A 13,378-nucleotide genomic window follows, 5' to 3' on the forward strand; every position below is an offset into this window, starting at 1 on the left:
ATCCATTCACCATGATTATTGCGCTCAACTTCAACCGGCAATAATTGATTAATTTTCTCAATCATGACTTTGCTCCTGTGCTTCGATCATCATTTGCATATTTGTCGCACCCGGATCTATGTTGAAAGCTTTACAAAGCTCAACAGCAAGGCCTGATCCAATACCAAGACTCGCTACGTGAGCCCAATTAAGTTGATTCTTACGCTTTTTAGCATTAATAATTGCTCTTTTATAAAGGTCCTTAAATTTACTCAACGATTCAAATTGTTCTTTCGGCACCAAAACAAAACCTTCAGGCACCGCTTGGGCTTTAGCCAATTCGTTTTTTAGTAAATCAATTTCAACCTGCTGTTGCTCAAAAAGTAAAAATGCAGATTGTGTTGCATGGTATTTATAGCCACCATCCTCATCACGCTCTAAAGACCAAGCTGGTGCATTTTTTACATAAAGCTTTTCGAATGATTCTTGAGTTTGATTTTTCTGAATATCCATCATGTCACCAATTCTATGTCTTGTTTTCAGAAGTTGGCCATAAACTTTTTATTTATGGCCAAAGTGGGTTAGCCTTGAATTTCCGCTTCACGACGGTCAGCTGCTTCTTCAATTTGCTTTCGATCAGCGTCACTTAAAGCACTAGAAACATACGGATCGTTTTCAATTTCAGTCCACACAAGGTTGATTTCATCTTGTGATTGGCATTTATTGATTCGAGCAATGGCACGTGCAACAGGGGTGTTGTCTTCTTTTGCTCCAAAAATATCAGCCTGACTTAAAATTTCTTTCCGCTGTGCGTAGATAACCAATACTTCCTGTTGATGTGCTGATGTCATCTGAGGCTTACTTTCGTTGATTCGCTGTGCAACGTCTTCAAGAGCTGTAATGTCTTTAGCATCTTGAATTTGACCTGCTAAGCCATTTTTAATGTTATTACTTTTGATTTCGTTGATGACTGGAGAGGTGGCTTTGACAGTCTGAGTTTGTTTGTTTAACTCATCAAGTTTTTGCTGAGCTAAATTAACCAAATACTGCTTATGAATATCTGTTAGAAAGTCATGCTGTTCAATACAAGGAATAACCGTCAGTAAATCTTTGATGTTGGTAAAACTATTGATTTGCCCAATCATTTCTTTACGAATATCGGCTGAAGATGGCTTTTTAACTTGAACTTCTTCAACTGGTGGAGCTTCCTCCTGAACAGGTTCAGGCTTTTTTGCAGTAGCTTTAACGTCAGTAACCTGATATTTGTCAGCAGAAGCTTTATAAATTTTGATTAGCTCATTACGTTCCGCTTCATCTGATAGGGCGTAGATGCTACTTTCCAACTCTTCTAAGTCATCCAAAGACTTAGCTTTTAAAATTAAGCTTTTGATATGTTTAAAATCAGATGCATTAATTACAGTTGATTCTTGAGTAGGTGTAACGTCAATAATACGGTCTTTTTCTTCTTCCGCAGAACGTAGACCCATTAATAATTCAGGTGCATAAACACGACCAAAAAATGAAGCAGCACGATAGCGAAGCATCTGCTCTGACATGGTTTGCCATTTACTACCTTCTTTTGTATACCAACCTTCCTTAACTGCCATTTCAATTGTGATTTTAGAAGACTCTAAACGCTCACCAGTTTCACGTTCAATAGCCCAAGCAATACAGCTAAAATCATTTACTGTTACAGATTTAGTTATTTTTTTAGGCTTACGGTTTTCCCAAACTGTTTCAGAATATTCAATTACTTTTTCCCCTAAATCCTCTATTTCAAAACGCAAAGCTGAGAAGCGACCACTACTGTTAATACCAGCCATAATAAATTGTGAAGACCAAGATGGACGACCATTCACCAGGTAAAGATTTTGCATCACCATCAATGGATCTGCACCCATACGATTAGACATGTTTAATGCAATAACGCAATTTGATAAGCCATTTGGGTTAGGCTCTTCACGCCATTGTTGATTGCCGTATTCGTCTTTACCTGCTTTCTTTTGAATCGTTGCACGATACTGTTCAGGCACTAATGTTGAACTTGAAAGCATTTTGGCAATGCGTTGAGATAGTTCAAAAGACTCGAGGTTTAAAAGACCAACAGTATTGTTTGAAGTAGCAGAAATTTGAGTTTGAGCGTTCATGAATAAAATTCCTTAAATTTGAATAAAATCGGTTAAAAATGAATAAAATTAGTGAAAATCTGCATCTAACGCTTGTTTGGTCATGTAAGAAGGTAGGAATAAATCTTCCATTTCTTTTGAGTAGCCATCCCACTCGTTGATGAGTAAGGATTCAGCGAGCATTTCTTTTGATTTGTAATAACGAGTGTCACCAACACTTAATAAAAGGTCGGAAGCTCTGTATTGCTTGACGTTGAATGGTGCTAAGTTTTCAGCCACTAAAAAAATAAAGGGTGGTTTTTCTTCAGTTTGGTAATACTGCTGAAATCCCTCACGGTACATCGATGCAGAAAGGTCGTAGCCATATTCGCCACTGTCTCTTGAGAATTTAAAAGGACGTGCGTCACGGGTACTTTTGACATCTAAAATCAAACCATTCGGGAATGCTTTACATGGTGCTAAATGATAGTCAGGACGTACGCGGAGCTTTAAACCAAAAATAGGATCAGTAAAGAAGATGCTTGCTTCTGCCATGCCATAATTGCTTTGCATGTCTTTATATGAGCTGAGCGTGCGTAAATTGGTAGCAATGCGCTGAGCACCATCTAATTGCTCTGCTGAAATCGTAATTTTCTCGCCATGTTTAGCAGCAAAATCATCCCACCACTGCACACGTTTAATTGAATCTTCTGATGGATTCTTAGCGTTACGCATAACGTCAGTAGGTGGCTTTGGTGCATCTATAGGGATGACTGCAAATTCGTTGTGGAATTGCTCCGGCTCTAAAAATAAAGTATGAGCAAGTGTGCCGAAATCTAAGTGCTTTTTAGATTCACGTTCATGTTCTTTAATTATGTTATGGGAATGAAAATGAGCACCTGAACGAAGCATATCTTTGAGCTGACTTGAGCTGAATTCAGGACGTGAGTGGTATTCATCATTGCTCATATTTTCAATGATTTGTGCAGGGATAGTTAGTTCGATGTATGCATTCATTGGTGTACACCTTGGTAATAAGCATCAGAGAAGTCATGAGCCAATAAATTCCCAGTGCCGGTTGTCCAAACAATTCCAAAAACGCCATTAAAATTAAATCTTAAAAGTTCGTCTTGGCAGGGTTTAGCAAATACATCAGCGCCTTTATCGACAATAAAGTTTTGAAAATCAGGTAAATCATTTAGGTTTTTAAGAACACGTCTACGGCGAAATGAACTATTGCTTTCATAGCGAGAGCGAAGCTCTTGCCACTCATTAGCCTGAGTTCTTTTAGGTTTACGAGTCATAATTACTTACCACCCTTAATAAATTGTGCTTCGATTACAGTCTGGTGACGTACTTGTTCGTCAGCACAGCCCTTTAAAATCAAAAAAGTCATAGCAAGGGCACAGGTCGCAACGACCATAGATGCACAAAAGTTGCTGAAAATATTTTTCCAACGAGTAGGGCGCTGTTCTTCAGGTGTTGGGTGTTGAAATAGGCGTGCTGATGTAGCACTTTTGTTTACGCCAAACTCAGGCGTTTGACTGTGTGATGGGTGTTGGTTCATACTTATCTCGCTCTTTGAGTAAGCCTGCCAGTTGTCGAGACCGTTGCAGGCTTTTTATTGGGTACGAGGTAAATATTAGGTAATCCTAATAATAAAGTAAATAGGTATTCCTAATTATTTTGATTTATTTTTTGATGGGTGAAAAAAACCGCCCTAATAAGGCGGTTTTTTAATGAGTAGATTACTTAGTAAGATCTTTTTTTATAATCCACTTTCCTTGATTTGGATCATATTCAGGGGAGAGTATGGCGAGGACGTGACCTATCCCTGATATTTTTAAAGCATTAATATCATTCACAGATTCAACAAAACCCCAAAAAACTAAATTCCCTTTATAGATTTTATCACCATGCTTGTCATTAAAGCCGCTAACTAAAGTTGTTTTGCCTACATCAGCTAGCTGAATGAGAAATTGAAAATTACCATCTTGTGTTTGGAATACATCTTGAACAAGACCAAAATTAAGCTTTCCAGATTCCATATTGGATATATAGTTTTTTGTAGCGAATTGGAATGCAGCAAGATTATTTTTAAAATGTAAATTTTTATGATTTTGCAATTGAGGTTGCTTTACTTTTGGTTCAGTTTTTTGATTAAAATCTACTAGATTCTCTTTAAAAACCCATTCTTTGAGTTTGATTAAAACCCGATAGCCCCAAGACATTAAGATGCCTAAAGGTATTAAGTAAAAGAACAAATGAAAAAAGAATGAGTCTCTAGATCTTGGCAAATAGTAAGAATCAAATAAGTCATTAAATGCTAAATCTTCTTTAACCATCCATGATATTAAAGAAATTAGACCGATACCAAATATAATAACTCCAATCCTTTGGATTGGGGTGGATGTCCCATAAGCCCAAACTTTTTTCATTTAAATCTCTTATTTATAATCTCGCATATGTCTAACCATCACACCAATAATTGTAATGCGATGATCCTTAGATGACATAGTTGGATAGTCCGGATTTAAAGGAACGAGCTCAAACTCCTCTCGACCATATTCATCATAACCAGTAACACGATATTTTTTGAATGTAGCTTCAATATTACCATTTTGAGCAATAACATATGAACCAGGCTGTGGTGCAATAGACGCATCAATTACAATGGAGTCACCTGGCATAAAGTCAGGTGCCATGCTCATACCCTCAACAATTAAACTAAAGACTTCTTCAGGTCTAGCGCCTTGATATGTTGTATAAGTTTCGCCCTTTGGATTAATACCATCATAACCCACACTATTAAAAAGCCCTGCTTGAACGAAATCTAACACAGGAATTTTTCTGAATGGTAAATCACTAATAGAGACATTACTGAAATTTGATTTTGCTTCCTCATCGTTAGGTTTACCGATACCCGTAGCTAACCATTTCGAATTCACCTTTAAAAATTGGGCAGCACGAATAAGATTTGGACCATCCATATTTTTTGATTTACCACTAAGCCAATCACTCACAGAGGGAGGTTTTACACCGACAGCACGTGCAAGATCGACCCCCTTTATTTTCTTAGGTGGTAAGACTTCCATTGCGTATTTGAGACGTTCAGCGAGAGTTTTCATTAGGAAATCCTAACATGAAATAAATTAGGTATTCCTATTGATTAAAAATAAGGAATGCCTAATAATTAAAATAATAACTTAGGAGAACAACATGACAGATAACCAGCTCATTGAGGCTTTAGGTGGTCCGACAGCGGTTGCAAGAATGCTTGGAATAAGAACGCCATCAGTCAGTGGATGGAATCAAATTCCTATCGATCGAAAAATACGTTTGGCTGTCATTGCAGAAGATAAGGGTATTTCTACACGCAAGGATATTTTTCCTGACACTTATCAAGAAATATGGATTGAACTTCGTCCAAATGCGATTGCATAAGGTTGTCGCCCTCATGTCTGAAAAACTCACCGAGAGCATCACTTTTAAATGTACGTATGAAGAGAAAAGAGAGTTTGAAGCAATAGCTAGAGCTGAGCGTTCAGATGTTTCTAAGTTAAGTCGTGTATGCATGAAGTCAAAAATCCAAGAGGTCAGGGAATACCTAAATTCTCTCCGATCACTCACATGTCTTACCACAGATACAGTGGATACCAATTTTGAGCTACAAGCTCCACCACGTCTTTTAAACGTAATACCCCAAAACACAGGCACAAAAAAAGCCCAACTGTGCGACCAGTTGAGCCTTATTGCCGTTCACTCCGAAAAGTAAACGAGGTTAATCACCGATGTTGAATTTAACACGAAATGTGGGGGCTGTGAAGATATGAATACTGCACAAGTTATTCCATTTAAAAAGCCGTCACAGTCTAAACAAGAGGCTGGAAAAGACATGTATAGCGATAGGTTTGAACAAGGCCATGTTATGTCCAGTCGATTGTATCGAAAAGAAGTATGGCCATTCATAAGCGATGCAGCACGCAATGTGTATATGGAGCTTGAAAACCGTATTAATGGACATTTAAAAGAAACTGATTTTGTAAGCTATTCACAACTACAAGGTAGTGATCTTGAAGGTGCGCGAAAAATGGGGCGAACTACTGTCTCAAATGCCTTACAAGAATTAATTAAATTAGGTGTCGTTACTGTTTTAGATAGCGGTAAAAAAGGGATGAAATCTTATTGCATTAATGAAATTTCATTGAAAGATCGGTTCACTAGCAAGACTAGTCCCATTACAAGACTAGTCCCATTACAAGACCGATCTAGTCCTATTAGTGGACTAGTAACTAGTCCTGTAATAGGACACACAATAGATACCCCTATAGATTCTTTAGAAGATGATGATAAAGCGTGCGAGGAAAAATTCACGGCGCAAGAAAATCGACCATTGAATTTTATTGAGTACCAAACGTCAGACCGCACTGCAATTTCATTTCCCGATCTCTGCAAGAAATATCCTGCTCAAATCGATTTCCAAGACCAAGCGAAAGCGAGTTTCCCAAATCACTCACCTGACCGCATTTTTGAAAATCTCAAAAAAATGGCTCAGTGGTCTTTGGACAAATCAAATCACACACCGCAAAAGTGGATGTCGATCTGGTTAAGCACGTTCATGAAAAATCTACCAAGCGATGCTGAACTCAAAGCGGAACAAGATCGAAAGGCTCAGAAACAAACCCAAACAACCAAAACTGAAAAACCGAAGCGTGTCAGCCGTTTTGGTCAATTCTTAAAATCAGATTCAGCACCTCAAAACCAAGGGGAGATTCGCGATGTTTGAATTACAACAGTACAACCAAGCACTTGAAACGTCAGTGACTTTTCCAATCGAAATTGCTCAACAAATTTTAGGCGTGCTCGAGGCGGTATTCGGTGCAGATTTTGAACGTGTTCACGGTGCAACAAATTTTGACACGCTGATTGAAACTTTCAGATTGGTGCTCGATGGTCTAACACCAGGACAAATTCAAAACGGCATAAAAAATATGCGTTCTGAAAAATGGTGTCCAACACTGTCAGAGTTCAGACGTTTGTGTCTTCAGGATGATTCATGGTGGACAGCGGAAATGGCTTGGGCGTTCTCACTGAATTGGAAAAAGGACAACACCAAACCGATCACCACACTGGCTCGTAAATCATTCCTTGAAGTGTCTGAAATCTTTGCTACGCAAGGGCAGAAAGCAACTTACAAATCATTTATCGAAACGTATGAGTACAACCTACGTGAAGCAAAAAGAATGAACAAAGTTCAAATTATGTGGATCAAACCAAACAGAACCAATGATGAAAATATTCAGAAAAAAGTTGAAGAAAAACAGGCTGAGAGAGCAAGAGTCGGTATTCCTTGCCCCCCTGAATTGCGTGAACAGCTTAGACGCGCGGTGAAACCTACGCCGTGGGGCAGTTCAGGAAAGGGGCAAAACTCATGACTCAAAACCAATTCAGATTCTGCATTGCCGGTTTAATTATTTTTTGCTGTTTAGCGATGGATCGAGGGTATTTTGCATGAGATGGAGCGAACAAGTCTTAAAGGCACATCTAAAATCGCACAGAGATAGGGCTGTATTGTCGAAATTGCGCTTAAAAACTGAAAATGATGCAAAGGTACAGCAAGCCAATAAAGATGTCATACAAGCGAAATCAGAGCAAAATACAAAGTATAGCGAGAACCAAGTTTTATTTTGTGAAGTTGCAGTAACACCACCATCTGTAAATCACTACTGGGAGAGAACAGGCAAAGGAATGAAATTATCAGACAGGGCAAGGCAATTTCACGCTGTGATGATGGCTCTTGTACCAGCTTTGGGATTGTCATCACGCTTAAAATTGGAAGTTATTTTTCATTTTCCGACTAAGCAAAAAAGGGACATAGACAATCATTTGAAAGCAACGATCGATAGCTTAGTGAAATGTGGTTTTTGTAATGATGATGAGCAGTTTGATGAGTTGATCGTTAAACGTGGGGCAGTCGTTAAAGGTGGTTTGATTCGATTGAAAGTTTGGGAGCTGTAAGCATGGATATGACGGTTGATAGTTTAATAAATATGGACTCTCCTCGCGCACGCGCGCGTTTTCAAAACACTGAAACCAAAAAGAAGGTGAAAGAGTTTCGTGTCCTGATGCGTGGATACAAGCGTCCTGACTTCAACCGTATGATCTTAGACCTATTAAAACTTGGATGGACACACGAAAAGATTGCCTACGTTTTGCCTGTAGCTGGTGCAAGTACTGTGAGTGAATGGGCGAGGGGTGGTGTTCCGAATTATGACAACGGTGATGCTTTCGTAATCCTTTGGCAAACGGAAACAGGATTGCAAAGACATCCACGTGAGGGAGAGTGGCAGACGTATCAGTACACGATCGGTCAGTTAGATATCTTTGAGGATGGTGGGTTGTGTGATCAGCTTATAGGGCAGTTGGATGAAGCCTTAAAACCGTTAAAAATTATGATTGATCATGATGAATATAGAAATGGCGATCTTGTTATGTATACAGATGGCCAGCCTGTTCTTTTGATGGTTCGCATGCTTCATAACAAAGTTCTTGTTAGTAAGTATGGCACTATGAGTCCGCCAAACTCTCCAAATTCGCAAATTAGAAAAGCTACTGAAGATGAAGTGAATTTTTATTCTAAAAAGCAGTGGAAAGAAGAGGGGCGTAAAGGGAAGCCACGTTTTATTGACGATGTTAAGGAGCTTTAAAAGTGGTAGCACCGCATGATACTACCCATATTGAAAGTGACGGCACGTACTGGCTTAGAACTGATTCAAATGATTGGTTTTTTTGGCGTGATGGTTGGGGGTGGTGTCCCTATGTTGGCTTTAAGAATAAGGCTTTTCTTGATAAATTCAGGTCGGTTTAACGGATAATCACCCAACAAACCTGATCTATCCAATACATAAGCTAGCCCTATCACTAACGATGGGGCTTTTTTATGGCTACTACTCCAAGACGTACATTAAAAACACCTGGTGCAACTGAAAATACTCTGCAACCAGAAGAACAATTAGCACCTGTAACTGACACACCTATAGAAACAATTGAAAATGGTGAACAGCCTGATCCTGATACTACGCAGAATTTAGAAGAACAGTTGGCTTCTGCAATTCGTGAACTTGCTTCATTTAAAAATGATCCTGAAGCAATGCAAGAACGTATTGCAGAACTGAAGCCTGAACTTGCAAATCCTAATCTTGCTTCCGAAATGGCTAAACGTCCTGATCGTACCAAAACAACGTCTGCAAAGCTTACTGACAAAGGCTGGTTAGTCTAAGGAGGTTCTTATGTGCGGTGGAGCAGTTGGAAAGCTATTAAGTTCTGTGACCGATGCAGTAGGTCTAACGGATACCAAGAAAGCATCAAAAGGTTTTGATGCAAGTGCTGCAGATGATCAAGCAAAGCGTGAAGCACAGGAAGCACAAAATCAGGCTGTAGCACAACGTAAGAAGCGTAAGGCTTCGGAAGTGCTTTCATCTACTGATGAAAATCAGAAGAAAACAACATTGGGTGGTTAAACATGAGCGAATTGGCTAGCCGTATCTGTAAGCGTTTAGGAGAGTTGCGTTCCGAACGTGCTAAATATGAATCGCATTGGACTGAATGCTACAAATACGGTGCGCCTGAACGTCAACAGTGTTTTAACGGTGGTGATGGTCTTGATTCTGTACAACGAAAGCAACGTGCTGATTTGTTGGATTCAACTGCATCTGAATCAGTTCTTAAATGTGTTGCTTCACTTATTGCAGGAACTACACCTGCGAATGCAATTTGGTTTAATGCTGTGCCTGATGGTGTGGATGATCCAACAGTATTGACTGAGGGTGAGCAGTGGCTTGAGCAAGTCTGTCAATTTATGTTCCGAAATATTCATGGTTCAAACTTTGATAGTGAAAACTTTGATCAGATGATTGATTTTGTTGTCGCTGGTTGGTCTGTGCTTTATGAAGATATTGATCGTAAAAAGGGTGGTGGCTATTCATTTCAATGTTGGCCAGTCGGTCAGTGCTTTATTTCGACAACTCGTTCAGATGGTGTGGTAGACACAATATATCGTGAATACAGCATGAGTGCATCGCAACTTATTAGCCAATTTGGTGAAGATAAAGTCAGTAAGCGTGTACTTGATGCTAGTAAGAAAAATCCTGATCAAATGTTCAAAGTCATTCATGTAATCGAACCACGTGATGTCAAAGTCGATTATATCAATCCTGTTTTACTGCCAAAGAACATGCCGTTTGCTTCTTATCACGTTGAAGTAGATGCACGTAATTTATTGAAAGAATCGGGTTACAACGAATTCCCATGTGCTGTACCACGTTTTAGAAAAATACCAGGCACAGTTTATGGCATAGGCTTAATGTCCACGGCGTTACCTGAGGCGAAGTCTGCTAATGCTTTGATGCGTGACACATTACGTAGTGCTGAAATTGATGTTCTTGGGATGTGGATCGCAGAAGATGATGGGGTCTTAAACCCTCGTACTGTACGAATTGGTGGTGGCAAGATTATTACAGCAAATAAAACTGAATCAATGAAGCGTTTAGATAGTGGTAAAGGCTTTCAGGTTGCTGATGCTTTACTCCAAAGACTTCAATCAGGAATCAGACGCAAGCTCATGGCTGATGGGATGGAGTCACCATATAACCAGCCAATGACCGCAGCTGAAACTTATATGCGTGTAGACATGATTCGTCAGCAGATCGGGCCGTTATACGGTCGTGCACAAGCTGAAATGCTTGTACCAATTTTAGAGCGCTCTTTCGGTTTAGCTTATCGCTCTGGTGTAGTTCATCAAACCATTGGCGAAGCACCCGAAGAATTACAAGGTCGCAATACTTCTTTTAAATTTATATCGCCTTTGGCACGTGCTCAACAGCTTGAAGATGTTGGAGCCATTGAGCGCTTCATGGCTTCACTTGCACCGATTGCAGAGCTTGATCCAAGTGCAATGGACAATGTGGATACCGATGCAATTCCTCAAGTTCTCGCACAGCGTTTGGGTGTACCGAATTCAATTATACGTACTGAAGAAAAGCTAGAAGCCTATCGCAAGCAGAAAGCAGAAGCACAGCAACAGGCACAAGCCCAAGAACAACAAGCAGTGGCACAGCAACAAATGACAGGTGCGGTTGCTCAAGGCTTGGGTAAAGGCTTAGAAGCTGAAATGACAAGCGAGGTGATGCAATGATCCTAGCTCTCGCTGTTATGGCCATTCTTGCATTGATTGCATGTGCATCACTTTATGCCAAAGAAGTTCAAGTAAAGGATTTAAGCAATCAGTTGTTTGAGGAAAGAGGGGTAAGTAGCCAACTACGCAATGAAAAGCACCATGAATGGGAAAGAGTCCAGGTAGCACAAGAGCAAATTACATGCTTAAAGCAAGAAATTGCAGACATCAAAAGCGACTTTAAAAATTTGATTGCCGATGAACTTACACAAGATCACGGCACATTCATCAAGCACAGGTCAGCACGTAAACCAACGGCTGAAACCTATCGAATTCTTTTTGATCTCAATACTAATGGTCAAGAGGTTATAGATGATCTTGTGTCTCGATTTAAACGTAGTCCTTTCGTACCTGATTCACAAGGCGGAGAACGTGAAACTTCACGGCGTTTAGGTCGTGCAGAAGTTATCGATTTTATTTTAAACAAAGTGAACGTGGCGAATAGCCCAAATTACAACGAAGCCTTAGAAATTGCTTACATGGAGCAGAACGATGACTGAACAAACAACAGAAACAACAAATACAGAAACTACAGATTCAACAACTACACCAGGCGTTGATACAACTCAAACCACAAATGAGCAGACTCAACAGCAACAAGAAAATAATCAGGTCCAAACTCCTAATGTTCCTGCGACGGCTGGCGAATACGAAATCAATGTAGAAGGTTTTGACGCTGATGCATTTAAAACTGAAAACGCTGCAGTATTGGATCGCTTTCATGCCGTTGGCTTGGATAATGACCAAGTGAGTGAAGTTGTCAAAATTTGGGATGAGTTCCAACAAACCAATATTGAAAGCCTACAGACTGAATGGGGCAATAATTATGCTGTGAATGTTGGTTTTGCTCAAAATGCTATTAAAGCGATGGGCTTTAAACCTGAAGAACTTGATTCACCAACAGCATTGATCCGCTTTGCATCTGCCGTAGGTAAAACATTGCAAGAAGATTTACCCCCAAGTAACACACAACAAAGTACCGCTGAAAGTGTTGAATCATTGCGTTTATCGGAGGCGTATAACGATCCCAAACATCCTGAGCATAAAGCGGTGATGGCGAAGATTGAGAAAGCCTATCAAAAACAATACGGTTAATTAGGGGTTATAACTCATGCCGAATGAATACAAAGTTACCGCAGCGTTTGTTCAAGACTTTCATGATGCTTTTGAACATGAGCTAGTGCAAAAAGAATCACGTTTGCTTGCTACCGTGCATAACCGTGGCTCAATTACAGGTAAATCATTCACGATCAACGACCTTGGGTCTGTAGAAATGAAAGCCTACACAGGTCGTTTCACTGATACGGTTTGGACGCATCCTGATGCTGGTACTCGTACAGTCATTATGGGCGATTACAGCTTATTCCTACCGATTGAGCATTCTGATTTGCCAAAGATGAAAGCACATCCAAGTGATTCATATATGCGTATGTTGGTTGAATCCGCAAATCGTAAAAAAGATGATGTGATTTATCAAGCATTAGTAGGTTCTGTATCTCGTAAAACTGTAAGCGATGCTGGTGTGGAAACATCAACTAACGTGGCGGTGCCAGCTGGTCAGATTATTCTTGCAAATACGACACCTTTAACAAAAGCAAAACTCATTAAAGGGCGTTCTATTTTCCGTAAAAATGAAGCTGATTCAGAAGATATTAATATCTTGTACAGCTCAAATATGATGGAGCAAATTTTAGCGGATACCACGCTTACTTCCGCTGACTTCATGGCAGTGAAAATGCTTCAAGAAGGTGATATTTCAGGTAAGTGGCTTGGTATGAATTGGATTCCATACGAAAAACAAAATGTTGGTGCAGGTGGTGCAACTGAATTACGTACAGCGATGTATAGCAAGACAGCAGTACATTTTGGTGATGCGCCTATTTCACAATTCAAAATCAATGAACGTCCTGATAAAAACAACATTAATCAGGTGGGTGGTGTTCATTCTTATGGTGCTGGTCGTGCCAATGAGAAGAAAGTGGTCTTAATTGATTACTTAGTTTAAGCCTTTCCCTGGCACTTTGAGCGGAGGTGCTAGGGTTTTTTTGACAAAGCAAACGTA

General features: G+C 39.8%; 18 protein-coding genes and 1 pseudogene. 12 read left to right on the top strand and 7 right to left on the bottom strand.

The features are described 5' to 3' along the window. Positions 1–57 precede the first annotated feature (57 nt). The 7 genes from ACK1JC_RS14700 to ACK1JC_RS14730 form a co-directional block, all read right to left on the bottom strand. On the bottom strand, positions 58–492 hold the full coding sequence (locus ACK1JC_RS14700; protein ID WP_409512621.1) for a hypothetical protein: 435 nt from the start codon (positions 490–492) through the stop codon (positions 58–60). A gap of 68 nt (positions 493–560) precedes the next feature. After that, entirely contained in the window at positions 561–2,126 is a 1,566-nt protein-coding gene (locus ACK1JC_RS14705) for a hypothetical protein (protein WP_409512622.1), read from the bottom strand. Positions 2,127–2,174: 48 nt separating this feature from the next. Continuing rightward, a complete protein-coding gene (locus ACK1JC_RS14710; protein ID WP_409512623.1) occupies positions 2,175–3,101 on the bottom strand; it encodes a PD-(D/E)XK nuclease-like domain-containing protein in 927 nt (308 codons plus the stop codon). Then, complete coding sequence (locus tag ACK1JC_RS14715) at positions 3,098–3,388, bottom strand: hypothetical protein (protein ID WP_409512624.1); 291 nt, start codon at positions 3,386–3,388, stop codon at positions 3,098–3,100. The genes ACK1JC_RS14710 and ACK1JC_RS14715 overlap by 4 nt, the downstream gene beginning before the upstream one ends. 2 nt (positions 3,389–3,390) lie before the next feature. Next, complete coding sequence (locus ACK1JC_RS14720) at positions 3,391–3,651, bottom strand: hypothetical protein (RefSeq protein WP_409512625.1); 261 nt, start codon at positions 3,649–3,651, stop codon at positions 3,391–3,393. Between the two features lie 181 nt (positions 3,652–3,832). Then, positions 3,833–4,522, bottom strand: coding sequence for a hypothetical protein (locus ACK1JC_RS14725; RefSeq protein WP_409512626.1), 690 nt, complete (start codon positions 4,520–4,522; stop codon positions 3,833–3,835). A gap of 9 nt (positions 4,523–4,531) precedes the next feature. Beyond that, positions 4,532–5,212, bottom strand: a complete 681-nt coding sequence (locus tag ACK1JC_RS14730; RefSeq protein ID WP_409512627.1) for a LexA family protein — start codon at positions 5,210–5,212, stop codon at positions 4,532–4,534. A gap of 91 nt (positions 5,213–5,303) precedes the next feature. Here ACK1JC_RS14730 and ACK1JC_RS14735 point away from each other — a divergent pair, with 91 nt between their 5' ends. The 12 genes and pseudogenes from ACK1JC_RS14735 (at position 5,304) to ACK1JC_RS14790 (ending at position 13,321) form a co-directional block, all read left to right on the top strand. Next, positions 5,304–5,528: a Cro/CI family transcriptional regulator gene (locus ACK1JC_RS14735; protein ID WP_409512628.1), complete on the top strand. Its 225-nt coding sequence runs from the start codon at positions 5,304–5,306 to the stop codon at positions 5,526–5,528. Positions 5,529–6,012: 484 nt separating this feature from the next. After that, positions 6,013–6,870, top strand: coding sequence for a hypothetical protein (locus tag ACK1JC_RS14740; protein WP_409512629.1), 858 nt, complete (start codon positions 6,013–6,015; stop codon positions 6,868–6,870). Then, the gene (locus ACK1JC_RS14745) at positions 6,863–7,519 is read left to right on the top strand and encodes a restriction endonuclease (protein ID WP_409512630.1); all 657 of its coding nucleotides are present in this window, start codon (positions 6,863–6,865) and stop codon (positions 7,517–7,519) included. The genes ACK1JC_RS14740 and ACK1JC_RS14745 overlap by 8 nt, the downstream gene beginning before the upstream one ends. 76 nt (positions 7,520–7,595) lie before the next feature. Next, positions 7,596–8,102 carry a RusA family crossover junction endodeoxyribonuclease gene (locus ACK1JC_RS14750; RefSeq protein ID WP_409512631.1) on the top strand — a complete coding sequence of 169 codons (507 nt, stop codon included), beginning with the start codon at positions 7,596–7,598 and terminating at the stop codon, positions 8,100–8,102. Positions 8,103–8,104: 2 nt separating this feature from the next. After that, a pseudogene (locus ACK1JC_RS14755) lies at positions 8,105–8,521 on the top strand (hypothetical protein); the annotation flags it as partial. A 285-nt stretch (positions 8,522–8,806) separates the two neighbouring features. Further along, positions 8,807–8,959, top strand: coding sequence for a hypothetical protein (locus ACK1JC_RS14760; RefSeq protein WP_409512632.1), 153 nt, complete (start codon positions 8,807–8,809; stop codon positions 8,957–8,959). A 65-nt stretch (positions 8,960–9,024) separates the two neighbouring features. Next, the gene (locus tag ACK1JC_RS14765) at positions 9,025–9,363 is read left to right on the top strand and encodes a hypothetical protein (protein ID WP_409512633.1); all 339 of its coding nucleotides are present in this window, start codon (positions 9,025–9,027) and stop codon (positions 9,361–9,363) included. A gap of 10 nt (positions 9,364–9,373) precedes the next feature. Next, positions 9,374–9,604, top strand: a complete 231-nt coding sequence (locus tag ACK1JC_RS14770) for a hypothetical protein (RefSeq protein ID WP_409512634.1) — start codon at positions 9,374–9,376, stop codon at positions 9,602–9,604. Positions 9,605–9,606: 2 nt separating this feature from the next. Continuing rightward, positions 9,607–11,277: a portal protein gene (locus ACK1JC_RS14775; protein WP_409512635.1), complete on the top strand. Its 1,671-nt coding sequence runs from the start codon at positions 9,607–9,609 to the stop codon at positions 11,275–11,277. After that, positions 11,274–11,816 (top strand): hypothetical protein, encoded by a 543-nt coding sequence (locus ACK1JC_RS14780; protein WP_409512636.1) that lies wholly within the window; start codon positions 11,274–11,276, stop codon positions 11,814–11,816. The genes ACK1JC_RS14775 and ACK1JC_RS14780 overlap by 4 nt, the downstream gene beginning before the upstream one ends. Beyond that, complete coding sequence (locus ACK1JC_RS14785; protein ID WP_409512637.1) at positions 11,809–12,411, top strand: hypothetical protein; 603 nt, start codon at positions 11,809–11,811, stop codon at positions 12,409–12,411. Before ACK1JC_RS14780 ends, ACK1JC_RS14785 begins: the two co-directional genes overlap by 8 nt. Positions 12,412–12,427: 16 nt before the next feature. Then, on the top strand, positions 12,428–13,321 hold the full coding sequence (locus ACK1JC_RS14790) for a phage capsid protein (protein WP_409512638.1): 894 nt from the start codon (positions 12,428–12,430) through the stop codon (positions 13,319–13,321). Positions 13,322–13,378: the final 57 nt, after the last annotated feature.

This window comes from Acinetobacter sp. TY2 (assembly GCF_046269225.1).
Lineage (GTDB): Bacteria > Pseudomonadota > Gammaproteobacteria > Pseudomonadales > Moraxellaceae > Acinetobacter.